A 24452-nucleotide genomic window follows, 5' to 3' on the forward strand; every position below is an offset into this window, starting at 1 on the left:
CAAACTTGGAAAGCAGGAAAAAGCCCCGCCAACCCATTATGCGCCACACTTTTGTGGAAAAAGCAAGCGGTGATGTGCGCTGTGGCGCCCATGCTGCGCGCGCGCAAGAAATGGCCTTCAAGCGCGGCCGTTGCCGGCCTTGGCGCCCGTCAAAGAAGGGGCTCGTTGTGGGAGGGACAGGCCATAAAAAAAGGAGCCCGAAGGCTCCTTGTTTGCCATCAGCAGGCGCAAGGGCCTGCTGAAAAGGTCTTTTTAGTAACCGCCGCGGCCACCGCCGTAGCCGCCACCGCCGCCTTCACGGCCACCGCCGTAACCGCCGCCGCCGTAGCCACCACCACCGCCGCTACGGCCACCGCCGTAACCGCCGCCGCCATTGCCGCCACCGAAGCCACCGCTACGGGGAGCGCGGGGCTCCATAGGACGGGCTTCGTTGACCACGAGGTCACGGCCGCCGAAGTTTTGGCCATGCACGCCTTGGATGGCGGCTTGGGCTTCAGCATCGCTGCCCATTTCGACAAAGCCGAAACCCTTGGAGCGGCCGGTGTCACGTTCCATCATGACCTTGGCGCTGCCCACGGAGCCGAACTGGCTGAAGGTTTGTTCCAGATCTTGGTCGCGGAAGGAATAGGGCAGGTTGCCCACGTAGAGTTTGTTGCCCATGAAGGACTCCTGAAAAAACATGAAAACGCGATGGAGCCCGACGCAATCAACAAACCTGTGACGACTTCAAAGACGCGAAACTGACCAATCACCGCTAAGTTAGCTGCCCTTCTGCAAGCAGAAAAGCGAACCCATTATCAATCACTTTATGGGCAGTGTGGGTGTTTATTTCTGGGCCGGATGCCCCAAAACAGGCGATTTGCGTGGTTTTGAAGCCAATCCCCGGGCAAACCATAGGGTAAAATCGCGGGGTCTTTGGGGAGTAGCCCGCCCGGCTGTGCAATGCGCCGGGGGCATGCGTCAACAAACTTGGGCCCGTTGGGCCTATGGCGTATGCGGCTTTTTAGCTGGGCGAGACCATTGACTGCAAACCGATCCACATGGCCGGAGTCGGGGTGCAGTCAATGCGTTTTCCACCCATCCGGCCGGATAGGACCCCCACATGGAACCGTTTTTCATCTCCACCGCCATCGTCGCGCTCGCCGAAATGGGCGACAAGACGCAGCTTCTGGCGCTGGTGCTCGCTGCCCGCTTCCGCAAACCCTGGCCCATCGTGCTCGGCATCCTGGTCGCCACGCTGGTCAACCACGGCCTGGCCGGGGCTGTGGGCGCGTGGGTCACCACCTTTGTGGGGCCGCAGGTGCTTCGCTGGATTCTGGGCGCGTCGTTCATCGCCATGGCGATCTGGATGCTGATCCCCGACAAGCTCGACGAAGGCGAGGCCGACGGCTCGCCGCGCTGGGGTGTGTTCGGCACCACCGTGGTCGCTTTCTTCCTGGCCGAGATGGGTGACAAGACCCAGATTGCCACCGTGATGCTGGCTGCGCAGTACAACGCCTACCTGTGGGTGGTGGCGGGCACCACGCTCGGGATGATGATCGCCAACGCGCCTGTGGTGTGGCTGGGCGAGCGCATCACACGCCGCGTGCCGATCCGCGCTGTGCATGTGGTGTCGGCCGTGATCTTCCTGGTGCTGGGGCTGCTGGCGATCTTTGCGCCCATGGGCAGCTGACAGACGCAGTGGTCGACGTTTTCGGTTTTGGTATATTTGCCGAACGCGCCGATTTGCCACAGCTTGCGGGCGCTTTATAAATCCTGCTAAAGACCCGTCCGACACATCAGCCCGGCCTCGTTTTTAGCGACGCCGGGTTTTTTTATGTCGTTTTTTGCCACACCCCAGTCCATGCATTTCCCGGAGGTGCTCCCGCTGCAAAGCGGCGCGTCGATCCGTGACTACCACCTGGCCTACGAGACCTACGGTACGCTCAATGCCGACCGCTCGAACGCCGTGCTCGTGTGCCATGCGCTCAACGCCTCGCACCACGTGGCTGGCGTCTACGCGGGGCAGGACAAAAGCGAGGGCTGGTGGGACAACATGATCGGCCCCGGCAAGCCCGTGGACACCGACCGCTTCTTCGTCATCGGCGTGAACAACCTGGGCTCGTGCTTCGGCTCCACCGGCCCGATGCACCAGCACCCCGACACGGGCGAGGTCTACGGCGCGGACTTCCCGGTGGTCACGGTGGAGGATTGGGTCAACGCCCAGGCCCGCCTGCTCGATCGCCTGGGCATCGCGCAACTGGCCGCCGTGCTGGGCGGCAGCCTGGGCGGCATGCAGGCGCTCAGCTGGACGTTGCAGTACCCCGAGCGCATGCTCCACGCCGTGGTGGTGGCCAGCGCGCCCAACCTCACGGCCGAGAACATCGCCTTCAACGAGGTGGCCCGCCGCGCCATCGTGACCGACCCGGACTTCCACGGCGGGCACTTCTACCGCCACGGCGTGATCCCCAAGCGCGGCCTGCGCATCGCGCGCATGATCGGCCACATCACCTACCTCAGCGACGACGTGATGAACGAGAAGTTCGGACGCCAGCTGAGGGAGGGTCTGGAGCTGAAATACAGCACGCAGGACATCGAGTTCCAGATCGAAAGCTACCTGCGCTACCAGGGCGACAAGTTCAGCGACTACTTCGACGCCAACACCTACCTGCTGATCACCCGCGCACTGGACTACTTCGACCCTGCCCGCGCGCATGACGGCAACCTCACGCGTGCGCTCGCCCGCGCCACGGCGAAGTTCCTGCTCGTGAGCTTTACCACCGACTGGCGGTTTTCGCCCAAGCGCAGCCGCGAGATCGTCAAGGCCTTGCTCGACAACCGCCGCAGCGTGAGCTACGCCGAGATCGACGCGCCCCATGGGCATGATGCTTTTTTGCTCGATGACGCGCGTTACATGGGCGTGATGCGCTCTTACTTCGATAGCATTGCCAAGGAGTTGCAAGCATGACGGACAAAGCGGCAATGCAAGCCCTGGCGCGCCTGGTGCCTTCTGGTTCGCGCGTGCTCGACCTGGGCTGTGGCAACGGCGCCATGCTCGACTACCTGCAGCGCGAACGCGGCTGCAGCGGCTATGGTGTGGAGATCGACGACGCCAACGTGCTGGCCTGCGTGCAGCGCGGGGTGGATGTTATCCAGCTCAACCTCGACGAGGGGCTGGCCATGTTCGACGACAACAGCTTTGACGTGGTGCTGCAGATCGACACGCTGCAGCATTTGCGCAATGCCGAAACCATGCTGCGCGAAACGGCGCGTGTGGGCCGCACCGGTGTGGTGGCCTTCCCCAACTTTGCGCACTGGCCCAACCGCCTGTCCATTCTGCGCGGGCGCATGCCGGTCACGCGGCGCCTGCCCTACCAGTGGTACGACACGCCCAACATCCGTGTGGGCACGTACAAGGACTTCGAGGTGCTGGCCACCAAGAACAGCCTGCGCATCCTCGACTCCTTCGGGCTGCAGGATGGGCAAGAGGTGCGCTGGCTCCCCAACGCGCGCGCGGGCACGGCCGTCTTTCACTTCGAACACGCATAGCCCTTGTGGGTGTGTGCGCCCTGGCGACACGCCGCTGTCAACCGCATCGGCTAAGGTGCGGGCTCCGTTTGTAGGAGACCCGCATGAAACGCATTGCACTGCGCGCCGTGACCGCTGCCGCGCTGCTCACCACCTGGGCGCTGGGCGCCGTGGCCCAGGCCTGGCCGCCCACCCCCACCGTGATTGCCCACCGGGGCGCTTCGGCCCTGCGGCCCGAGCACACGCTGGCCGCGTACCAGAAGGCCATTGACGACGGCGCCGACATCATCGAGCCCGACCTGGTGATCACCAAGGACGGCGTGCTGGTGGCCCGGCACGAGAACGCGATCGCCATCCTGAACGCCGACGGCTCGGTGAAGGAAGCCACCACCGACGTGGTGGACCGCCCCGAGTTTGCGGGCCGCAAAGCCACCAAGACCATCGACGGCCAGGCCATCACCGGCTGGTTTACCGAAGACTTCACGCTGGCCGAGCTGAAAACCCTGCGTGCCCGCGAGCGCATCCCCGCGCAGCGCCCGGCCAACGTGGCCTACAACGGCCAGTTCGAAGTGCCCACCTTGCAGGAGGTGATCGACCTGGCCAAGGCCCAGAGCGCGAAGACGGGCAGGACCATCGGCATCTACCCCGAGACCAAACACCCCACCTATTTCCAGTCCATCGGCCTGCCGCTGGAGGCACCGTTGCTGGCAGCGCTGGAGAAGAACGGCTGGAACCACAAGGACGCGCCCGTGTTCGTGCAGTCCTTCGAAGTGTCCAACCTGCAGGCGATCCGCAAGCTCAGCAGCGTGCGCCTGGTGCAACTGGTCGCGCCTTCCGGGCGGCCCTATGACTTTGTGGCGCAGGGCGCGGCCAACACACGCGCCTATGCCGACCTGATCACGCCCGATGGCCTGAAGCAGGTGGCCACCTACGCCAACGCCATCGGCCCATTCAAGACGCTGGTGGTGCCGGTCAAGGACGGCGTGCCGGGCGAGCCCACCCCGCTGGTGGCGCGTGCCCGTGCCGAAGGCCTGGGCGTGCACATCTGGACGCTGCGGCCCGAAAACGCCTTCCTGCCCGCCGGGCTGAAAAAGGCGCCCGCCACCGATGGCACCCAACGCGGCGACAGCGTGGCCGAGATCACGGCCTACCTGCGTGCGGGCATCGACGGCTTCTTCACCGACGACCCGGCCGTGGGCCGGGCCGCGGTGTCGGCCTTCACGGGGTCGTCGAAGGTGTCGCCGAAGCCGTAGCCGAGGGCGGCGCCACCGGCCGTGCGCTGCGGTCCGGTGGCGCGCGCCGGGCCTGCCGCGCGCCCAGCTCGCGTGCCGCGCCCACCCACTGCGCCAGGCGCTCGGTGCTGGCGCTGCGCACCGGGCCAAAGCTGTGCACACGCACCGGCCGGATGCCGCAGAACTCCAGGATGGCCTTCTTCATCTGGTGGTGCCCCGGCATGCGCGTGACCCAGCGGAAGTACCAGGGCGGCGAGTCCATGGTCACCAGCAGCTCGGCCGAGCGCCCGGCCAGCAGCTTGTCCCACAGCGACGAGCCCGGGCGGTACTTGAACGCATAGCCCGGCAGCAGCACGCGGTCGATAAAACCCTTGAGCAGCGCAGGCATGGCGCCCCACCAGATGGGGTAGACCCACACCAGGTGGTCCGCCCAGGTGATGTCGGCCTGCGCGGCCAGCAGGTCGGGCTCCAGCGGCTGCGCTGCGCCATAGCCCTGGAACAAGGGGTTGAACGCGAGCTGCCCCAGGTCCAGAAAGCGCACCTCGGCGCCCGCCTGCCGTGCACCGTCGGCATAGGCGTGTGCCATGCCGGCGCACAGGCTCTTGGCGGCGGGATGGCCCAGGATGACCAGAATGTGTTGCTTTGCCACGGAATCTCCATCACACAGAAGTTGTTGATGGCGGCATGCTCACCTTGCCCCACGGGGCAGAGTCAAGCGGTCAGATCAGATGGAGTGAAAGTGGAACGCGGCAGCGGCCCCGGGGCCGCCAGCGCGCTGGGCGCCACGCAGGCCTGGGGCGTGGCGGGCACGGCCAGCGTGTCGCAGGTGTGCAGCTCGGTCTCCAGCCCGGCCAGTTGGGCATCCAGCGCGGCCAGCCGGGCCAGCTGCTGCGCCACGGCGGCGCGGCGCCGGGCCACCAGCTGCGCCATGCGCTCCCAGCCAGCGGTGGTGTCCATGTGGGGCAGGCCATCCAGCTCGGCCAGCCGAAAGCCCAGAGCCTGGGCCTGGCGGATCAGCAACACGCGCGCCACGTCCGCCTCGCCATAGTGGCGGTAGCTGCCCGCACGCGCCACGGAACCCATCAGGCCCCGCGCTTCGTACAGGCGGATGGCCTTGGGCGTGGTGCCGGTGCGGTGGGCGAGTTCTCCGATGCGCATGTGGGGCGAGCGTTCTGTGGGTTGAGTTTGTTGCTATTAAATATATAGCTATAAAGACATATCCATCGCGCGCAGACGGCCTTTTTGCTTGTATTTTGGTTCGGTGTGCGAGGGTGTGCGCGCTGTGCAGGATAAGCTGCCGCGTTCTCCTTGCGTTCCTTGTTGTCTTGGGCCCCCGCCCCCACCCGCCATGCCCCAGTTTGCTGCCAACCTGAGCCTGATGTACCCCGAGCTGCCCTTCCTGGACCGCTTTGCCGCTGCGGCGCGCGACCGGTTCACGGCGGTGGAGTGCCAGTTCCCATATGCCTTTGCGCCTGCCGAGGTGGCCGCGCGGCTGGCGGACCATGGCCTGCAGCTGGTGCTAATGAACGCCCCGGCCGGCGGGATGGACCCCGCCGCCATGGCCACGGCCTGGGAGCAAGGCGCGCGGGGCACGGCTGCGCTGCCCGGGCGCGAGGCCGAGTTCCGTGCGGGCGTGCAGCAGGCGCTGCGCTATGCCGAGGCGCTGGGCTGCCCGCGCATCCATGTGCTCGCGGGCATCGTGCCGCCGGGCGTGGAGCGCGAATCGCTCAAGGACCTGTGCGCAGGCAACCTGCGCTGGGCGGCGGCCGAGGCCGCGCGCGCGGGCCACGAGATCCTGATCGAGCCCATCAACCTGCGCGATGTGCCGCGCTATTTCTTGAACCGCCAGGACCATGCTCACGAGCTGCTCGATGCCGTGCAGGCCGACAACCTCCAGGTGCTGATGGACCTGTACCACTGCCAGATCGTGGAGGGTGATGTGGCCACCAAGCTGCAGCGCTACCTGCCCACGGGCCGCGTGGCGCATGTCCAGATCGCGGGCGTGCCGGGCCGCCACGAGCCCGACCGGGGCGAGCTGCACTACCCATTCCTGTTCGAGACGCTGGACGCGCTGGGCTACAGCGGCTGGGTGGGGTGTGAATACCGCCCGGCGGCCGATACCTCGGCGGGACTGGTATGGCGGGACCGGGCGCTGGCGGGGTCTGCAGAGCGCTGACCCCACGCACAGCACCTTTAAGCGCAATTGCCCCGGGCCTCCAGTCCGCGCAATTGCGTAAGGGAATGCGTGAATGAATGTAACAAGGCTCTGGCCGTAGATTCAGAGCAGACCGGCCCAGCCGGCTTTGTGCATTCGTATTCACCCGCAGGAGACATCCCCCATGGCAGCATCCCTGGCCAACAACCGTTCCGTCGCGCGGCAGGTCACGCTGGCCGCCATTGGGCTGGTGGCACTGGTCCTGGTGTTGGTGGGTTTGGCCATTGCCGTGCTGACCGAGCGCAGCACCCGCGCGCAGGTGGTGGCCAGCGTGGGCGACACGGCGCAGAGCGTGGCGCAGTCGCTGGATGCGGCCGACAACACCAACCGCGAGCTGGTGCAGCTCACCATGAAGGGTTTCCAGCGCTACTTCGAGGCCACCATGCAGCTCGACGAGGCCTCGGGCGAGTTGCGCAGCTACGGCGCGCTGGTCAACGAGGACTACGGCTCGGTCGATAAATTCGCCAACGAAACCGGCGGCATCGCCACGGTGTTTGCCAAGAAGGGCGACGACTTCATCCGCATCACCACCTCGGTCAAAAACGACAAGGGCGAGCGCCAGCAGGGCACACCGCTGGGCAAGGACGACCCGGCCTATGCCACGGTGTCCAAGGGTGAGCCCTACACGGGCGTCACGGTGGCGGGTGGCAAGCCCTTCATGGGCCACTATCTGCCCGCCAAGGACGCCGCAGGCAAGGTGATTGCGCTGCTGTTCATCGGCAACGACATCAGCGTGTTCCACGCCATGCTGCAAAAGCAGGTCACGCAGACCAAATTTTTCGAGCATGGTGGCACCTATGTGATCAACCCAGGCACCTCGCTCGACAAGGCGGTGTTTGTGTACCACCCCACGGCACGCGGCAAGCGTGTGCTGGAGGCCTACCCGCAGGCGCGCCCCTTCTTCGAGGCCCTGGCCGCGTCGCAAGACGGCTTTGTGCGCGAGGCCGCCCCCGTGCTGGGTGCGGGCGCCACCGACCCCTGGGCGCTGGTGCGCAAGACCAGCGGCGGCTGGTGGGTGGTGGCCGAGGTGGCCGACGGTGAGGCCATGGCCAGCCAGCGGCGCGTGACGCTGGCCGTGTGGGGCCTGATGGCCGTGGCCGTGGTGCTGCTGGCCATCGGCCTGTTCGTGATGCTGCGCCGGGGCGTGAGCCGCCCGCTGCAGGACCTGACCCAGGCCATCACGCTGGTGGCGCAGGGCGACCTGACCGAGGCCTTCCGCACCACGCGGCGCGACGAGATCGGCGCGCTGGTGCAAGAGGTGGAGGGCATGCGCCAGCGCTACACCCAGATGCTGCAGCAGGTGCGCAACGCGGTGGACAGCATCAGCACCGCCAGCGCCGAGATCGCCAGCGGCAACCAGGACCTGTCGGCCCGCACTGAGGCCACGGCCAGCAGCCTGGCGCAGACCGCGCAGAGCATGGACCAGCTCACCGCCACGGTGCGCCAGTCGGCCGATGCTGCGCGCCAAGCCAACCAGCTGGCCAGCACCGCCGCCGAGGTGGCCGCACGCGGCGGCCAGGTGGTGGGCGAGGTGGTCACCACCATGGGCGACATCAACCAAAGCTCGCGCAAGATCGCCGACATCATCGGTGTGATCGATTCGATTGCGTTTCAGACCAACATCCTGGCGCTGAACGCGGCCGTGGAAGCCGCGCGTGCAGGCGAACAGGGCCGGGGCTTTGCCGTGGTGGCCAGCGAGGTGCGCAACCTCGCCGGGCGCAGCGCCGAGGCCGCGCGCGAGATCAAGGCGCTCATCGGTGCCTCGGTGGAGCGCGTGGAATCGGGCGCGCGCCTGGTGCAGAACGCGGGCAGCACCATGGACGAGATCGTGGGCTCGGTCAAACGTGTGGGCGACATCATTGGCGAGATCACGGCGGCCTCGGGCGAGCAGTCGGACGGCATCGGCCAGGTCAACACCGCCGTGAACCAGCTCGACCAGATGACGCAGCAGAACGCCGCGCTGGTGGAGCAATCGGCCGCCGCCGCCCAGAGCCTGCGCGAGCAGGCCACACGCTTGGCGGGCGCGGTGCAGGTATTCAAGCTGCGGCACGGCGCGGGCGATGCCCCGCCCGACCAGCCCGCGCTGCAGGCGCCCGGCAGCACCTCCACCCATGCCCGCACAGCGCGCGAACCCGCGCAGCTGCACTGAGGCACCGTAGCGGGGATGGTGATGCCCCGCCGCGCCTTCCTTGTTGCCACCGGGGTGGCACATTGGTGTTTCGCGCGCCGCGCCGCTTGGTTTATGCTGGGCTGACCCACCGCCCTCACCACCCACAGGCCCCCAGCGCTCCATGGCAGCCCACGTTCCCACCATGCTGGCAATGATCATTGTCAGCTCGCTCATGATGGCCGCCTCCATGGCCGTGGTGGGCTGGGGGCGCCGACGCGACGGCCTGGGGCGCTGGGCGGCGGCCCTGCTGGTCAACGCCATCGGGCACGGCCTCATCATGCTGCGGGGCGTGGTGCCTGACGTGCTGTCGGTGGTGCTGGGTAACGTGCTGCTGTCTTGCGTGTTTGTGGGCATGATCGCGGCGATCCACCAGTTCCAGGGGCAGCCTGCCCGGTGGCCTTTGCTCGTGGCGCCGCCGGTGCTGGTCACCGGCTTTGTGATTGCCTTCATCGACAACTTTCCGGCGCGCGTGAGTTTTGTGGGTCTGGTGATTGGCCTGCAGGCGGTGTGGGCCCTGGCCACGGCACTTCAGCGCCGCGATGCCGCAGTGGGACGGGGTCAGTGGCTGCTGGTGGCGGGACTGGGGCTGGAGGCCGCCGTGCTCAGCGGCCGCGCCCTGCTGGCCCTGAGCAGCACGGCTGTGGCCTCCGGCATTCTGCAGGCCAGCGCGCTGCAGACGCTCACCTTTCTGGCCACGTTTTCGGTGGTGCTCATCAGCTCCATGGGGTTTGTGTTCATGGCGCGCGACCGGGCCGACGAGAACAACCGCATCATGGCGGCCATCGACCCGCTCACCGGCGTGGCCAACCGCCGCTCGCTGATCTCGGCGCTGGACCGCGATGTCTCGCGCGCCGTGCGCACGCGCGAGCCCATCGCCCTCATGATGGTGGACATCGACCACTTCAAGCGCGTGAACGACCGCTACGGCCACCCGGTGGGCGACCAGGTGCTGTGCCATGTGGTCAATGTGCTGCGTGGCCGCGTGCGTGCACAGGATCTGGTGGGCCGCTACGGCGGCGAGGAATTCATGGTGCTGCTGCCCGACACCACGCTGCTGGGCGCCGAACAGCTGGCGCGCGAGCTGTGCCGTGCGGTGGCCGAATCGCGCTGCCGCGTGGGCGCCACCGAAGGGGCCAGCGACTCCCGCCCCGAGTCCGGCGGGGGCACCAGCATTGCCGTCACCGTGAGCATTGGCGTGTTCGGCGGCCGCCTGGAGTCGGGCGACAGCTGGGACATGCTGATCGCCGCCGCCGACCGCGCGCTCTACCAGGCCAAGGAAAACGGCCGCAACCGGGTGGAGGTGGCCACAGGCCTGCGCCGCCCGTCCGCGCAGCGTGCCGCCCTGGACAACCCCGAAACCCATCCCGTCTCCCGGTACTGAGTGCTGCGGTCGCCCGGCAGAGGCAGGGCCCGTGCTGCGGCGCAGCAGAACCTTGCGCAGGTGTATGGCAGCGTCCCGTGGCACGCGCGCAGGTGTTGTGTTGGAATGCTGGTTTTGGTCCACAAGAACCTGCGGGCCCCCGGCGCGACCTGCATGAGGCCGCCCCCAGGTTCCCACCCCCCACATCCAGGAGAGCTGTCCATGAACGCCCGAGTCCCCGCCCACGCCCTGCAACCCGCCCTGGCCCTCGAAAGGGTCAGCCAGGCCTGGGACAACGACATCCTGGGCCAGCTCACCGACTACATTGCCATCCCCGCCAAGTCACCCATGTTCTCGCCCGACTGGGCCGCGCAGGGCCTGCTCGACACCGTGGTGCGCAACGCCGCCGCGTGGGTTGAGTCGCAGAAGGTCGAAGGCCTGAAGCTCGAAGTGGTGCGCCTGGAAGGCCGCACGCCAGTGCTGTTCTTTGAAATCGACGCCACCCAGGCAGGCGCCACCGACACCGTGCTCATGTACGGCCACCTCGACAAGCAGCCCGAGTTCAGCGGCTGGCGCAACGACCTCGGCCCCTGGACGCCCAAGTACGAAGACGGCAAGCTCTACGGCCGGGGCGGTGCCGACGACGGCTACGCGGTCTATGCCAGCATCGCCGCCGTGCAAGAGTTGAAGCGCCAGAACGTGCCCCACCCGCGCATCGTCGGCCTGATCGAGACCTGCGAGGAAAGCGGCTCGCGCGACCTGCTGCCCTACATCGAGGCCCTCAAGCCCCGCATGGGCAACGTGGCGCTGGTGGTGTGCCTGGATTCGGGCGCGGGCAACTACGACCAGCTGTGGCTCACCACCAGCCTGCGTGGCATGGCCACCGGCACGCTCAAGGTCGAGATCCTCACCGAAGGCATCCACTCCGGCGACGCCTCGGGCCTGGTGCCCTCGTCGTTCCGCATCATGCGCCAGGTGCTCGACCGCCTGGAAGACAGCAAGACCGGCCGCCTGCTGCCCCAGAGCTTCCATTGCGAAGTGCCCGCCGACCGCCTCGCCCAGGCCCGCGCCACGGCGGGCATCCTGGGCGAAGAGGTGTACAAGCGCTTCCCCTGGGCGCACTACGACTGCGGCGGCTCCACCACCTTTGCGCTGCCCACCACCACCGACCCGCTGCAGGCCCTGCTCAAGCGCACCTGGGAGCCCACGCTCTCCGTGACCGGCGCCGAAGGCTTCCCCGCGCTGCAGGACGCGGGCAACGTGCTGCGCCCCTACACCGCCTTCAAGCTCAGCCTGCGCCTGCCGCCCCTCGTGGACGCAGCCTCTGCGGTGCAGGAGCTGAAAGCCCTGCTCGAAGACAACGCGCCCTACCAGGCCAAGGTCACCTTCCAGGGCACGAGCGGCGCCACGGGCTGGAATGCGCCCAGCACCACGCCCTGGTTCGAGCAGGCGCTCAACGATGCGTCGCAGGCCCACTTTGGCGCGCCCTGCGGCTACATCGGCCAGGGCGGCACCATCCCGCTCATGAATATGCTCAGCGAAGGCTTCCCCACCGCGCAGATGATGGTCTGCGGCGTGCTGGGCCCCAAGAGCAACGCGCACGGCCCCAACGAGTTTTTGCACGTGCCCTATGCCAAGAAGCTCACCGCTGCCGTGGCGCAGGTGATTGCCGGCATGGCGCAGCACCAGGCGGCCGCCGCTGCGGCAGGCTGACCGGCGCGATTGTTCTGGCTTTCGCTGCTCTTCCACTCTTTCGAAACAGGCCCTGATAACCATGGAAAAACGCGCATTTCTGCATGCCTGTGCGGCCACCACGCTGGCTGCTGCGGTACAGCCCCTCGTGCATGCCCAGGCGCCTGCGGCCGCCTCCCCTGGCCCGCGCCACACGCTGTCGGGTACCAGCAGTGACGGCAAGCCTCTGGCCTTGGCGGACTATGCGGGTAAGGTGAGTCTGGTGAGTTTCTTTACGGCGGGCTGCGCCCTGTGCGTCAACGAACTCCGGCTCATGCGTGAGTTCTACACCAACAACCGTCAGCGTGACTTTGTGCTGCTCGGCGTGAACATGGACGAGAAAAGTGCGGACTTCATGCAGTACATCGAACTGCTGAAAGTGTCTGTGCCAGCAGAACAACGCTTTCCCATCGCCTGGCGCAATGCGGCCGGGCATCAGGACAGCTTTGGCGCCATCACCCGTCGCCCCACCCACTATGTCCTCAACCGCCAGCACCAGCAGGTGTTGCGGCGAGAGGGCAACTTCCAGCCCGCAGACTGGGACGACCTGTGGACCTCGCTCGCCTGAGCTGGGCGGGATGAGGCGGGACCTCAACCGGTGCAGCCTGGGGCTGGAGCGGTGGGGTTGCCACTGAGTCCTTCGAGAGTTGGAAGGCGCGGGGTATGCTGCGTGCCATCCCCCTGACAGCCCCTGCTGCCCATGAACGCCGACGAACTGACCCCCTCGACCCTCACCACCTTCACCGCCAGTGACGGCGAGAACCTGGCCATGCAGGACTGGCCCCTGCCCGAGTGCGAGCCCTGTCGGGGCACCGTGCTGCTGGTGCATGGCCTGGGCGAGCATGTGGGCCGCTACGACCCTGTGGCGCGCCGGCTGAACGACTGGGGTTTTGCCGTGCGTGGCTACGACCACTACGGCCATGGCGAATCCTCCGGGCCGCGTGGCGGGCTCACCAGTGACCTGCGCTTGCTCGACGACCTGGCCGACCTGGTCGATGCCACCCGCGCCCGCATGCCACAAGGCCAGCCCCTGGTGCTGCTGGGCCACAGCATGGGCGGCCTGGTGGCCGCGCGTTTTGCGGCCATGCACCTGCGGCCCATCGATGCGCTGGTGTTGTCATCCCCCGCGCTGGACCCGGGCCTGAACTCCGTGCAAAAGCTGCTGCTGGCCACGCTGCCGCGTTTTGCGCCCAACCTGCGCGTGGGCAACGGGCTTGATGCGCAGTACCTCTCGCACGACCCGGCCGTGCCTGCCGCCTACCTGGCCGACCCGCTGTGCCACGACCGCATCAGCGCACGCCTGGCCCGCTTCATTGCCGACGGCGGCCCCGCCACCGTGGCCCGCGCAGCGCACTGGAGCGTGCCCACGCTGCTGATCTGGGCGGGCAGCGACAAGCTCGTCAACCCCGCAGGCAGCCGCGCCTTTGCCGCCGCCGCGCCCCAGGCCCTGGTGCAGTCGCACTGCTTCGAGCCCCTGTACCACGAGCTGTTCAATGAAAGCCCCGAGCTGGCCGCGCCCGTGTTCGACCTGCTGCGCCAGTGGCTGGTGCGGCGCTGCCCGCTGGTGTAGTGCTCAGAATGTGAGAAGAAAAAGCCGTTTGCGCGCGTCCATCATGCGCTGATAGCTATCATTTTTGAAGCAATCCGCCCAGCATCCCGAACAGATCGCTGGCATTGCCAAACCCGCCCTGCGGTGCGTGGCCCTGGGGGCTGAGCTGGTCGATGAGGCCGGGCAGCACCTGGGCCAGCTGCCCTGCGGCGGCGCCCGAGCCCACGCCCAGCTGCGTGGCGATCTGTGACAGCGGCCCGCTGCCCAGCACCTGCGACAACTGATCGCCCGAGATCGCCTGGTTGGGCCCGGCGCTGAGCCACGAGGCAATCACATTGCCCAGCCCGGCCTGTTGGAACTTGGTCATCAGGCCGGGCAGGCCACCCACCGGGCCGTCGTTGCTGATCAGGGACATCACCGCCTGGATGAGCTGCGGGTTCTGCGCAGCCAGGCTGATCAAGCCGCCCAGCCCACCGCCCGCGCCACCCGCCGACGCCTGTGCGCCGCCCTGCGACGCGCTGTTGATGACGGCACCCAAGACGGAATCGAGCAAGCCCATGGTGATCTCCTGCGCAAGAAAAACAAAAGAGAGATCGTAAACACGTTCTTACGCAGTCGGGCGGGCGCCCTGTGTCAACAAAGGTGAATTCCGCGCTCCCTCGTTCTGCGCTTTGCCTGCGCAGTGCCCCGGCTTCGACAGGCTCAGCCCGAACGGTTCGGGGGTGGGGCAGCAATGAGCGGTCGCCGCGCTCACACGCGCCATGACTGGCGCGGCAATAGGCCAGTGCCACCGCGCAAGGGCCGCCCCGCCGCGCTGGTGGCGTCCCCTGTGGGGGAAGCGGCGAAGCCGCTCAGGGGGCTACTTTCCCCGGCGCTTTTCCAGCAGGGGCTCGCTCACCCCCTTCACACCCACCAGGCCCAGCACGGTGATCAACGAGGTCTGCGCGCCCTGCCAGGCATCGGTCAGGTCGATCCACTCCGACAGCGCATGGAAGCCGCCCGTCTTGCCGCCGCCGCCCATCACGATGGCCGGGATGCCCAGCGACATGGGCACGTTGGCGTCGGTGCTGGCCCCGCCCAGGATGGTCTTGCGGCCGTGCGCACGGTTGGCGCGCACAGCGGCCTGCACGATGAGCGCGTCCGAAGCAGTCTGCCCGCCCGGGCGGTCGCCAATCAGCTTGTGCGACACGCTCAGCGACTGCACGCCCCAGCGCTGGTTCTCCTCGGCCACGGCCTCCTCGATGGCGGCGAGGATCTTCTTCTCGGTCTCCAGCAGCGGCGCCATCGCGTCCGAGCGGATGTCCACCGCCATGCGCGCATCGGGCGCAATCGTGTTCACCGAAGTGCCGCCGCCCACCGTGCCCACGGTGAAGGTGGTCTTGGGGTAGCTGGGGGTCTTGATGTCGGCGATCTTGGCTATGGCGCGGCCCATGCCGTGGATGGCGCTGGGCACGCGGCCAAACGCGGCATAGCTGTGGCCGCCCGGGCCCTTGAAGGTGACCTCGTAGCGGTGGCTGCCCGTGCCCAGCACCAGCACGTTGCCGTCGGCGGCGGGCTCCAGGGCCACCATGCCGTCGATGTCGCGGTGCTCGGCAAACAGGTGCTTCATGCCGCGCAGGTTGCCCAGCTCTTCCTCGCCCACATTGCCCACAAACAGCAGGTCGCCCACGGTCTCGATCTTCTGCTCGTTCAGCACCTTGAGCCACGACAGCAGCACGGCCAGGCTGCGGGTGTTGTCCGAAATGCCGGGGGCCATCAGCTTGCCGTCCTGCTCCTTCACCTTCACATCGGTGCCCGCCGGGAACACCGTGTCCAGGTGGGCCGAAATCACCAGCTTGGGCCCCTTGCCCGTGCCCTTGCGCAGGCCCACCACGTTGCCTTCTGCGTCGATGGCGGCGTGCGTCAGGCCCAGCGCCTGCAGCCGCGCCAGAAAGGCCTCGGCGCGCTTTTGTTCCTTGAAGGGTGGCGCCTCGATCTCGGTGAGCATCTTCAGGTCGTCGATGGAGCGGGTGTGATCGGCGCGCACCGCGTCCATCAGCTGGGTGATGCGGGGCGAGGCCAGCAGGCGCGTGAAGGCTGTCTCCACGGCGGGGCTGAGCTGCTCGGGTGCCGAGGCCACGGCGCTTTGTGCGGCGGCAGGCGCCGTCCAGGTGGCGGCAGCCAGGGCGATGGCGCACAGCGCGTGGGTGGCGTGGGGACGGCGTGGGCGGGAGGCGGTGGAGGTCATAAGGAGGAAGGAAAACAAAGCAACAACAAAAGGCGCAGCTCCCCACCGTGGGCGCGGAGCTTGCATGCCCCGCATCGTCGCGCGAGTGCGCGGCGCCCGCTTTGCTTTAATTTGGCGGGCTGACAGTTTTTCTTACACCCCCTTGCTTTGCCTGCCCCTTCCATGCACCGCCACATTCCCAGCACCCGCGCCCTCCTGGCCTTTGAGGCCGTGGCCCGCCACCACAGCGTGAGCCAGGCGGCCGAAGAGCTGTGCATCACGCACAGCGCCGTCAGCCAGCAGATCCGCCACCTGGAGGCCCAGCTGGGCGTGTTGCTGTTCGAGCGCAGCGCACGTGGCTCGCGCCTCACGCCCGCCGGGCGGCGCTACCACGGTCAGGTGGTGGGTGACCTGCTGCGGCTGCAGAACCACACGCTCGAAGCCATGGCCCAGCGGCCCGATGGCACGCGCCTGCTGGTGGGCTGTGTGCCCGTGTTTGCCGAGCGCTGGCTGCTGCCGCGCCTGCCCGCCTTCCTGGCCCGGCACCGGCATTGCAGCCTGCACCTGCAGGTGTTTCCTACGCAGACCTACATGTCCGAGGTGCCGTTTGACCTGGCCGTGCAGTACGACGATGCGAGCTGGCCCGGCGCCCAGGCCACGCCGCTGATGCGCGAGGTGGTGGTGGCCGTGTGTGCGCCCGGCGCGCGCCACCGGCGGGCCATGGCGCGTGGCGACTTCCGCGCCGTGCCGCTGCTGCAGCTCAGCTCGCGCCTGGGCGTGTGGGACGACTGGTTTGCGGGCGCGGGCATTACGCGTGTGCCCGAGCACCGGCTGGGGGGCCATCGGTTCGACCTGTTCTCGATGCTGGTGGAGGCCGTGCGCGCCGACCTGGGCGTGGGCCTGGTGCCGCAGTATTTTGTGCAGCGCGAACTGGACGCGGGCACGCTGGCCCTGGCCCACCCGCATGCCGACACGGGCGCCCGGGGCTACAGCCTGTTCATGCCACCCGCACGCGAACCCGACCCCACCGTGGCTGCCTTCACGCAGTGGCTGCAGGCCGAGGTGGCGGCCGGGGACGGGGGCCTTACACCGCCGCTGTAGGGCGGCGGCGCTGCAGCGCCAGCCACAGCAGTGCCAGCCCGGTGAGGGTGATGGGCAGCAGCGAGCCCGCGTTGAGCAGCGTCCAGCCCTGGGTGGTGACCAGCACGCCCGACGAAAACGCACTCAGCGCCAGCGTGGCGTACACGCAGAAGTTGATGGCTGCCTGGGCGCGGTCCTTCTCTTCCGGGCGGTAGGCCGTCATCGCCAGCGTGGTGGAGCCTGTGAACAGGAAGTTCCAGCCCACGCCGAGGAAGAACAGCGCAATGCCGAAGTGGTGCAGCTCCAGGCCCATCAGCGCCACGGCCACACAGGCAAAGTTCAGCAGCACACCCACGCCCATGATGGGCAACACGCCAAAGCGCTTGATGAGGTGGCCGGTGACAAAGCCGGGCGCAAACATGCCGATCACATGCCATTCCAGCACCAGCGCCGAGGCGTCAAAGTCAAACCCGCACACCTGCATGGCAAGCGGCGTGGCAGCCATCAGCAGGTTCATCACGCCATAGCCCAGCGCGGCGCCCACAATGGCCACGATGAAGGCAGGTTGGCGCATCAGGACTTTGAGCGGGCGCCCCTGCTCGCGCTGGCCCGCAGCATTGAGCACCACGGGTTGCACCTCGAAGCGGATGGCCGACATGCACAGCATGGACAACAGCGCCACGCCAATCAGCGCGATGTAGGCGCCCGCAAACGGCACCGGGAACAGCGTGCGCGTAGCGCTGGCCAGGTTGGGGCCCGCCACGGCGCCCAGCAGGCCACCGGCCAGCACCAGCGATACGGCCTTTTCCCGGTAGTCTGGCGTGGCCAGTTCGGCCGCAGCAAAGCGGTACAGCCCGCCATTGGCGCTGTAGTAGCCCGCCACCACCGTGGCCGTGCACAGCAGCCAGAAGCTGGCGCTGAACGCTGCCCAGGCACACAGCGCTGCCGACACCACGGCCACGGCCAGTCCGATCTGGAACGACACCTTGCGCCCCCACCGTGCCTGGCTGTGCGCCACCAGCGGCGTGGACAGTGCCCCGCCCACCACATAGCCCATCACGGGCAGCGTGGCCATCCAGCCAAACGGGGCCAGCTGCAGGCCCACCAGGCCGTTGATGGCAATAAAAACGACGTTGTTGGTGAGGAACAGGCCCTGGCACAGGGCCAGCAGCCAAAGGTTGCGGTTCATGGGCTGGAGGTGCGTCAAGGCGCACTTGAAATGGGTCAAGCCGGAGACCGGATCTGGGTCAATTCCGACAAAAAAACTCTGCCATTGTGCGCCCGCTTTGATCGGGATCAGCGGACGCGCCCCCCGGCCGCCGTACCGTGCGGGCCTGTTTGGACGATGGACCGCGATGGATTCCGTGACCGTATCTTCTTCTGCTGCTGCCCCGGCAGCCCCGCTGGCGGCGCCCGAGCTGGTCTGCCCCGCAGGCAGCCTGCCCGCCCTCAAGGCCGCCGTGGACCATGGCGCCAGCTGCGTCTACCTGGGCCTGCGCGACGCCACCAACGCGCGCAACTTTGCGGGGCTCAACTTCGACGCCGCCGCCATTGCGCAGGGCATTGCCTACGCCCACGCGCGCGGCGCCAAGGTGTTCATGGCGCTCAACACCTACCCGCAGGCCGGGCGCGAGGCGCCCTGGCTGAGCGCGCTGGACCATGCGGTGGATCTGGGCGTGGACGCCGTGATCCTGGCCGACCCCGGCCTCATGCAGCACGCGGTGCAGCACCACCCCCGGCTGCGGCTGCACCTGTCGGTGCAGGGCTCGGCCACCAACCACGACGCCATCAACTTCTACCGCGCGCAGTTCGGCATCGTGCGGGCCGTGCTGCCGCGCGTGCTCTCGCTGCCGCAGGTGCGCCAGGTGATCGAGCGCACCGAGGTCGAGATCGAGGTCTTCGGCTTTGGCAGCCTGTGCGTGATGGTGGAGGGGCGCTGCGCGCTGTCGTCGTACGCCACGGGCGAATCGCCCAACACCCACGGCGTGTGCTCGCCCCCCAAGGCCGTGCGCTGGCAGGAGACAGAGGGCGGCATGGAGTCGCGCCTGGGCGGCGTGCTGATCGACCGCTTTGCGCCCGGCGAAAAGGCAGGCTACCCCACGCTGTGCAAGGGCCGCTTTGACGTGGAGGACGACCAGGGCTACTACGCGCTGGAAGAGCCCACCAGCCTGAACACGCTGGAGCTGCTGCCCCAGCTGGTGCAGATGGGCGTGCGCGCCATCAAGATCGAAGGCCGCCAGCGCAGCCCCGCCTATGTGGCCCAGGTCACGCAGGTGTGGCGCGCTGCCATCGACGACTGCATGGCCCAGCCCCAGCGCTATCGCCCGCGCACGCACTGGATGGCCCAGCTCGACCAGGTGGCCGAGGGCCAGCAGCACACGCTGGGCGCCTACCACCGCCCGTGGAAATGAGGAACAACCCCCTGAGGCGCTGCGCGCCTTCCCCCTTCTCTCGCCTCGCTAGCGCGATGCGGGAAGGGAGACACCGCCAGCGCGGCGGGGCGGCCCTTGCGCGGCGGTCGCTGGCCTGGCCCACGCTGGATTGCAGGCGGGTGTGCCTCTTTGAAACCGAAACAACCCGATGAAAACCCCGGAGACCGCTCCCATGAAAATCTCTTTGGGCCCCCTGCAGTACTACTGGCCACGCAGCCAGGTGTTTGACTTCTACGAGACCCTGGCGGGAACGCCGCTCGATGTGGTGTACCTGGGCGAGACCGTGTGCTCGCGCCGCCACGAACTGCGCCTGGCCGACTGGCTGGCGCTGGGCGAGATGCTGCGTGCTGCAGGCAAGCAGGTGGTGCTGTCCACCCAGGTGCTGCTCGAATCCACGGCCGATGTGGGCACCATGCACAAGCTCGTGGCCAACGGGCCCGGGTTTGAGGTGGAGGCCAACGACATGGGCGCCGTGCACTGCCTGCACCAGGCCGGGCAGCGTTTTGTGGCCGGGCCCCACCTGAACCTGTACCACCCGCGCGCCGTGGGCTGGATCGCGCAGCTGGGCGCCACCCGCTGGGTGATGCCGGTGGAGATGCCCCAGGCCGACCTCGCGCGCATCCAGGCCGCGCGGCCCGCCGGGTTGCAGACGGAGGTGTTTGCGCATGGGCGGCTGCCGCTGGCCTATTCGGCCCGCTGCTTCACTGCGCGCCACGCCAACCGGCCCAAGGACGACTGCGGCTTTGTCTGCCAGAGCCACCCCGACGGCCTGCCGCTGCGCACGCGCGATGGCGAGGGTTTTCTGGTGCTCAACGGCATCCAGACGCAATCAGCCCGCGTGTACCAGCTGCTGCACGCGCTGCCGCAGATGGCTGCGTTGGGCGTGGACCTGGTGCGCCTGTCGCCCCAGGCCCGGCACATGCCCGAGGTGGTGGCGCTGTTCGACGCCGCCCGCTGCGACGCCACCAACGCCGCCCTGGCCGCGCGCTGCGCCCAGCAGGCCGAGCCGCTGCTGCCCGATGCCCCCTGCAACGGCTTCTGGGAGGGCCGCCCCGGGCTGGAGCAGGGGCGCGTGGGGCCCGCGCGCACGGCGCAGGCCACACCCTCGGCTGGCAAGGCTGCCGCTGGTTAGCCATGTACCCCGGCGAACGTCTCAACAGCCTCACCCACCTGGTGGGCGCAGCCCTGGCCGCCACCGGCACCGCCGTGCTGGTGGTGCTGGCCACGCGCCTGGGCGACCCCTGGAAGATCGTGAGCTTCAGCATCTACGGCGCCATGCTGGTGCTGCTGTACGCCGCCTCCACCGCGTACCACAGCGTGCGTGCGCGCAAACCCAAGGCCGTGCTGCAAAAGCTCGACCACTGCAGCATCTACCTGCTGATCGCGGGCAGCTACACGCCGTTTGCGCTGGTGTCGCTGCGCGGCGCCTGGGGCTGGTCGTTGCTGGGCGTGGTGTGGGGGCTCGCGGCGCTGGGCGTGGTGCAGGAGATCTGGCTCGCGCGTGGCGCCCGCATCCTGTCGCTGGTGCTGTACGTGGCCATGGGCTGGCTGGCACTGGTGGCCGTGGTGCCGCTGTGGCGCGCGCTCTCGCCCGCCGGTTTTGCCTGGCTGGCCGCCGGTGGCGCGGTGTACACGCTGGGCGTGGTCTTCTACGCGGCCGACCACCGCATTCCCCATGGCCACGGGCTGTGGCATTTGTTTGTGCTGGCGGGCAGTGCCTGCCACTTCACCACCGTGCTGGTCTACGTCGCCTGAGCCACTCCTGCCCACGCACCACCCACCCCCCAGAACTTCTCCCCATGACTGCAGAGAGCCCCTTTTCCGCTGCCCCGTCGGCTGTGCCCACCGCGCAGCCCTTCACCCTGCCCGCGCCCGTGGGCGCCGTGCTGTCGCGCCTGCCCGCCTGGCCGGGCGCGGCCGCGCTGGCCGTGGGGCTCAACCTGGTGCTGGCCCCGCACCTGCCTGCCGATGTGCTGGCCCTGCTGCGCGGGCGGCGCCTGCGCATGGCCGTGCGCGATGCGCGCGTGGCGCTGGACTTTGGCTGGGACGGGCAGCGCTTCGCGCCCCTGCATGCGAGCGCAACGGAGCCCGACCTCACGCTGCGCGCCAGCGCACAGGACTTCCTGTGGCTGGCCCAGCGCAAGCAGGACCCCGACACCCTGTTCTTCTGCCGCCGCCTGGCCATGGAGGGCGACACCGAGCTGGGCCTGGCTGTGAAGAACGCGCTGGACGCGCTCGACACCCCCGTGCTCGACCCGCGCCAGTGGCTGCAACCCGGCGGCGCGCTGCGCAGGCTGGCCCCGCACGCAGTGCTGGGCGCACTGGCCCGCCGTGTGGGCCGGAGGGTGCGGCCATGAGCGGCGCGCACCCCGACCATCCCCTGGTGTATTCCTGCTCCGGCTGCTCCAGCGCCGCGCAGCTGGCCAACCACGTGGCGCTGCAGCTCGACCGGCGCGGCGTGGCCGAGATGTCGTGCATCGCCGGGGTGGGCGGCGATGTGCCGCACCTCATGAAGACCGTGCGCTCGGGCCGCCCCATCATCGCGCTCGACGGCTGCCCGCTGGTCTGCGTCAAAAGCACCCTCGCGCGCCACGGCATTGCGGCCGACCGGCATTACCAGCTGCAGCAATACGGCGTGAAAAAACGCGCGCACGAAGACTTCGACCCCCTGCAGGCCGCGCTGGTGCTGGAGCAGGTCGAGGCCGACCAGCTGGCCGAGCCGCTGCGTGCCTCGGCTGCTGAAGGGGTGCCCCATGGCTGAGTCCGCCTCCCTTCGCCGCGTCATCGTCGCCATCTCGGGCGCCAGCGGCGCCGTGTACGGCGCGCGCCTGCTGCAGGTGCTGCAGGGGCAGAACGGCATCGAGACCCACCTGGTCGTCTCTGACGCAGGCTGGCGCAACCTGCAGCACGAGCTGGACATGGACCGCCCCGCCGTGGAGGCCCTGGCGCACCGCGTGCACGACGTCGCCAACGTGGGGGCAGCCATTGCCAGCGGCTCGTTCCAGTGCCATGCCATGGTGGTCGCGCCCTGCTCCATGCGCACGCTGGCCGCCATTGCGCATGGCCTGGCCGACAACCTGCTCACGCGCGCAGCCGACGTGGCGCTCAAGGAGCGCCGCCGCCTGGTGCTGATGGTGCGCGAGTCGCCGCTGCACCTCACCCACCTGCGCAACATGGTGGCCGTGACCGAGATGGGCGGCATCGTCTGCCCGCCGCTGCCCGCCTTCTACCTGCGCCCGCAGACCGTGGGCGAGGTGGTGGACACCAGCGTGGCACGTGTGCTGGACCTGATCGGCGTGGAGCACAGCCTGATGCCTCGCTGGCAGGGATTGGATTGATTGCTATTGTATTAATAGCTTTTTGCGCATGATGGACGCGCGCAAACGGCCTTTTTTGTTCATGTTCTGATAACTAATATGGCCTACCGCGACCTGCGCGACTTCATGGCCCAGCTCGAAGCCACCAGCGACCTGCGCCGTGTGGGCGGAAGCGTCTCGCCCCACCTGGAGATGACCGCACTCAGCGACCGCGTGCTGCGCGCCGGAGGGCCAGCGTTGCTGTTCGAGCAGCCCACGGGCCACCACATGCCGGTGCTCACCAACCTGTTCGGCACACCCGCCCGCGTGGCCCGCGCCATGGGTGTGCCGGACCTGCGCGGCGTGCGCACTTTGGGCGAGCTGCTGGCCACCCTCAAGGAGCCCGAGGCGCCCAAGGGCTTCAAGGACATGCTGGGCATGGGCCAGCTGCTCAAGACCCTGTGGAACATGGCGCCGCACACCGTGGCGCGCGGTGCGCCCTGCCAGCAAGAGGTGTGGGAAGGCCCCGACGTAGACCTGGCACGCCTGCCCGTGCAGCACTGCTGGCCCGGCGACGTGGCCCCGCTCATCACCTGGGGCCTGACCATCACGCGCGGCCCGCGCAAGGCCCGGCAGAACCTGGGCATCTACCGCCAGCAGGTGCTCTCGCGCAACCAGGTCATCGTGCGCTGGCTGGCGCACCGCGGCGGCGCGCTGGACTTTGCCGACCACTGCGCCGCCCACCCCGGCCAGCCCTACCCGGTGGCCGTGGCCCTGGGCGCCGACCCCGCCACGCTGCTGGGCGCCGTCACGCCCGTGCCCGATTCTTTAAGCGAATACCAGTTCGCTGGCCTGCTGCGCGGAGCCCGCACCGAGGTCACGCCCGCGCTCGGCGTGCCCCTGCATGTGCCTGCGACGGCCGAGATCGTGCTCGAAGGCCATATCCAGCCCGATGCGCACCACAAAAGCGGCTGGCAGCACGCACTGGAAGGGCCGTACGGTGACCACACCGGCTACTACAACGAATGCGCCGAGTTCCCCGTGCTCACCGTGGACCGCATCACGATGCGCCAGGACGCGATTTATCACAGCACCTACACCGGCAAGCCACCCGACGAGCCCGCCGTGCTGGGCCTGGCGATGAACGAGCTGTTCATCCCGCTCTTGCAAAAGCAGTTCCCCGAGATCGTGGATTTCTACCTCCCGCCCGAAGGCTGCAGCTATCGGCTAGCGGTGGTCAGCATCCGCAAGGCCTACGCAGGCCACGCCCGGCGCGTGATGATGGGCGTGTGGAGCCACCTGCGCCAGTTTATGTACACCAAGTTCATCGTGGTGGTGGATGCCGATGTGGATGTGCGCGACTGGAAGGACGTGATCTGGGCCATCACCACCCGCATGGACCCGGCCCGCGACACCCTGCTGGTGGAGCACACTCCCATCGACTACCTGGACTTCGCCTCACCCGTGAGCGGCCTGGGCAGCAAGATGGGGATGGACGCCACGAACAAATGGCCGGGGGAGACGCAGCGCGAGTGGGGGCGGCCCATGGCCATGGACGCTGCCGTGCAAGCGCGCATGGACGGGCTTTTCGCCGCGCTGGGCCTGTGAAACTTCCATGCACCACGGCGGTGCTGCGCTCCCCAGTCGCGTAGAAGACAAGCCCGCCCCGCGTTG

The 24452-nt window shown here is 68.2% G+C and carries 24 protein-coding genes and 1 riboswitch; of the genes, 18 read left to right on the top strand and 6 right to left on the bottom strand.

From position 1 onward, the window contains the following. Positions 1–252 precede the first annotated feature (252 nt). A complete protein-coding gene (locus tag AvAM_RS04565) occupies positions 253–660 on the bottom strand; it encodes an RNA-binding protein (protein ID WP_108616140.1) in 408 nt (135 codons plus the stop codon). Between the two features lie 245 nt (positions 661–905). Further along, positions 906–1090: riboswitch (yybP-ykoY riboswitch) on the top strand. 12 nt (positions 1091–1102) lie between these two features. Here AvAM_RS04565 and AvAM_RS04570 point away from each other — a divergent pair. The 4 genes from AvAM_RS04570 (at position 1103) to AvAM_RS04585 (ending at position 4760) form a co-directional block, all read left to right on the top strand. Beyond that, positions 1103–1672, top strand: a complete 570-nt coding sequence (locus tag AvAM_RS04570; protein WP_137745978.1) for a TMEM165/GDT1 family protein — start codon at positions 1103–1105, stop codon at positions 1670–1672. A gap of 144 nt (positions 1673–1816) precedes the next feature. Then, a complete protein-coding gene (locus AvAM_RS04575; RefSeq protein WP_137745979.1) occupies positions 1817–2947 on the top strand; it encodes a homoserine O-acetyltransferase in 1131 nt (376 codons plus the stop codon). Further along, positions 2944–3528: a methionine biosynthesis protein MetW gene (metW, locus tag AvAM_RS04580; RefSeq protein ID WP_137745980.1), complete on the top strand. Its 585-nt coding sequence runs from the start codon at positions 2944–2946 to the stop codon at positions 3526–3528. The genes AvAM_RS04575 and metW overlap by 4 nt, the downstream gene beginning before the upstream one ends. 83 nt (positions 3529–3611) lie before the next feature. Next, entirely contained in the window at positions 3612–4760 is a 1149-nt protein-coding gene (locus AvAM_RS04585; RefSeq protein ID WP_137745981.1) for a glycerophosphodiester phosphodiesterase, read from the top strand. Here AvAM_RS04585 and AvAM_RS04590 read toward each other — a convergent pair. Together AvAM_RS04590 and AvAM_RS04595 are read right to left on the bottom strand one after the other, a co-directional pair. Further along, positions 4726–5388 carry an NAD(P)H-dependent oxidoreductase gene (locus tag AvAM_RS04590; RefSeq protein ID WP_137745982.1) on the bottom strand — a complete coding sequence of 221 codons (663 nt, stop codon included), beginning with the start codon at positions 5386–5388 and terminating at the stop codon, positions 4726–4728. The genes AvAM_RS04585 and AvAM_RS04590 overlap by 35 nt on opposite strands. 62 nt (positions 5389–5450) lie before the next feature. After that, entirely contained in the window at positions 5451–5897 is a 447-nt protein-coding gene (locus AvAM_RS04595; protein ID WP_137745983.1) for a MerR family transcriptional regulator, read from the bottom strand. Between the two features lie 190 nt (positions 5898–6087). Here AvAM_RS04595 and otnI point away from each other — a divergent pair, with 190 nt between their 5' ends. From otnI to AvAM_RS04625, 6 genes are all read left to right on the top strand, one after another. Continuing rightward, positions 6088–6915 (top strand): 2-oxo-tetronate isomerase, encoded by an 828-nt coding sequence (otnI, locus tag AvAM_RS04600; protein ID WP_137745984.1) that lies wholly within the window; start codon positions 6088–6090, stop codon positions 6913–6915. A gap of 163 nt (positions 6916–7078) precedes the next feature. Then, a complete protein-coding gene (locus AvAM_RS04605; RefSeq protein WP_249367939.1) occupies positions 7079–9103 on the top strand; it encodes a methyl-accepting chemotaxis protein in 2025 nt (674 codons plus the stop codon). A gap of 142 nt (positions 9104–9245) precedes the next feature. Beyond that, positions 9246–10505 carry a GGDEF domain-containing protein gene (locus AvAM_RS04610; protein ID WP_137745985.1) on the top strand — a complete coding sequence of 420 codons (1260 nt, stop codon included), beginning with the start codon at positions 9246–9248 and terminating at the stop codon, positions 10503–10505. A 201-nt stretch (positions 10506–10706) separates the two neighbouring features. After that, positions 10707–12197 (top strand): M20 family metallopeptidase, encoded by a 1491-nt coding sequence (locus tag AvAM_RS04615; protein WP_137745986.1) that lies wholly within the window; start codon positions 10707–10709, stop codon positions 12195–12197. A gap of 61 nt (positions 12198–12258) precedes the next feature. Next, a complete protein-coding gene (locus tag AvAM_RS04620; protein WP_137745987.1) occupies positions 12259–12783 on the top strand; it encodes a TlpA disulfide reductase family protein in 525 nt (174 codons plus the stop codon). A gap of 132 nt (positions 12784–12915) precedes the next feature. Beyond that, positions 12916–13785, top strand: a complete 870-nt coding sequence (locus tag AvAM_RS04625; RefSeq protein ID WP_137745988.1) for an alpha/beta hydrolase — start codon at positions 12916–12918, stop codon at positions 13783–13785. Positions 13786–13843: 58 nt separating this feature from the next. Here AvAM_RS04625 and AvAM_RS04630 read toward each other — a convergent pair whose 3' ends face one another. Both AvAM_RS04630 and AvAM_RS04635 read right to left on the bottom strand, forming a co-directional pair. Further along, entirely contained in the window at positions 13844–14323 is a 480-nt protein-coding gene (locus tag AvAM_RS04630) for a YidB family protein (protein ID WP_137745989.1), read from the bottom strand. Between the two features lie 300 nt (positions 14324–14623). Then, the gene (locus AvAM_RS04635; RefSeq protein WP_137745990.1) at positions 14624–15991 is read right to left on the bottom strand and encodes a M20/M25/M40 family metallo-hydrolase; all 1368 of its coding nucleotides are present in this window, start codon (positions 15989–15991) and stop codon (positions 14624–14626) included. Between the two features lie 162 nt (positions 15992–16153). Between AvAM_RS04635 and AvAM_RS04640 the strand changes: the two genes are divergently transcribed. Next, positions 16154–17071 carry a LysR substrate-binding domain-containing protein gene (locus AvAM_RS04640; RefSeq protein WP_137745991.1) on the top strand — a complete coding sequence of 306 codons (918 nt, stop codon included), beginning with the start codon at positions 16154–16156 and terminating at the stop codon, positions 17069–17071. Here AvAM_RS04640 and AvAM_RS04645 read toward each other — a convergent pair. After that, positions 17055–18239, bottom strand: a complete 1185-nt coding sequence (locus AvAM_RS04645) for an MFS transporter (RefSeq protein ID WP_137745992.1) — start codon at positions 18237–18239, stop codon at positions 17055–17057. The genes AvAM_RS04640 and AvAM_RS04645 overlap by 17 nt on opposite strands. Positions 18240–18405: 166 nt before the next feature. On the opposite strand from AvAM_RS04645, the gene AvAM_RS04650 reads away from it, so the two are divergent. From AvAM_RS04650 to ubiD, 7 genes are all read left to right on the top strand, one after another. Then, a complete protein-coding gene (locus AvAM_RS04650; protein WP_137745993.1) occupies positions 18406–19461 on the top strand; it encodes a peptidase U32 family protein in 1056 nt (351 codons plus the stop codon). Between the two features lie 193 nt (positions 19462–19654). Next, positions 19655–20614 (top strand): U32 family peptidase, encoded by a 960-nt coding sequence (locus AvAM_RS04655; protein WP_137745994.1) that lies wholly within the window; start codon positions 19655–19657, stop codon positions 20612–20614. Positions 20615–20616: 2 nt separating this feature from the next. After that, positions 20617–21237, top strand: a complete 621-nt coding sequence (locus AvAM_RS04660; RefSeq protein WP_137745995.1) for a hemolysin III family protein — start codon at positions 20617–20619, stop codon at positions 21235–21237. A gap of 44 nt (positions 21238–21281) precedes the next feature. After that, positions 21282–21839, top strand: coding sequence for an SCP2 domain-containing protein (locus tag AvAM_RS04665; RefSeq protein WP_137745996.1), 558 nt, complete (start codon positions 21282–21284; stop codon positions 21837–21839). Next, positions 21836–22243 (top strand): putative zinc-binding protein, encoded by a 408-nt coding sequence (locus AvAM_RS04670; RefSeq protein WP_137745997.1) that lies wholly within the window; start codon positions 21836–21838, stop codon positions 22241–22243. Before AvAM_RS04665 ends, AvAM_RS04670 begins: the two co-directional genes overlap by 4 nt. Next, a complete protein-coding gene (locus tag AvAM_RS04675) occupies positions 22236–22820 on the top strand; it encodes a UbiX family flavin prenyltransferase (protein WP_137745998.1) in 585 nt (194 codons plus the stop codon). Before AvAM_RS04670 ends, AvAM_RS04675 begins: the two co-directional genes overlap by 8 nt. Before the next feature lie 78 nt (positions 22821–22898). Continuing rightward, positions 22899–24386 (top strand): 4-hydroxy-3-polyprenylbenzoate decarboxylase, encoded by a 1488-nt coding sequence (gene ubiD / locus AvAM_RS04680; protein ID WP_137745999.1) that lies wholly within the window; start codon positions 22899–22901, stop codon positions 24384–24386. The last annotated feature ends 66 nt before the right edge of the window (positions 24387–24452 follow it).

The organism is Acidovorax sp. NB1 (assembly GCF_005405905.1).
Classification (GTDB): domain Bacteria; phylum Pseudomonadota; class Gammaproteobacteria; order Burkholderiales; family Burkholderiaceae_C; genus Acidovorax.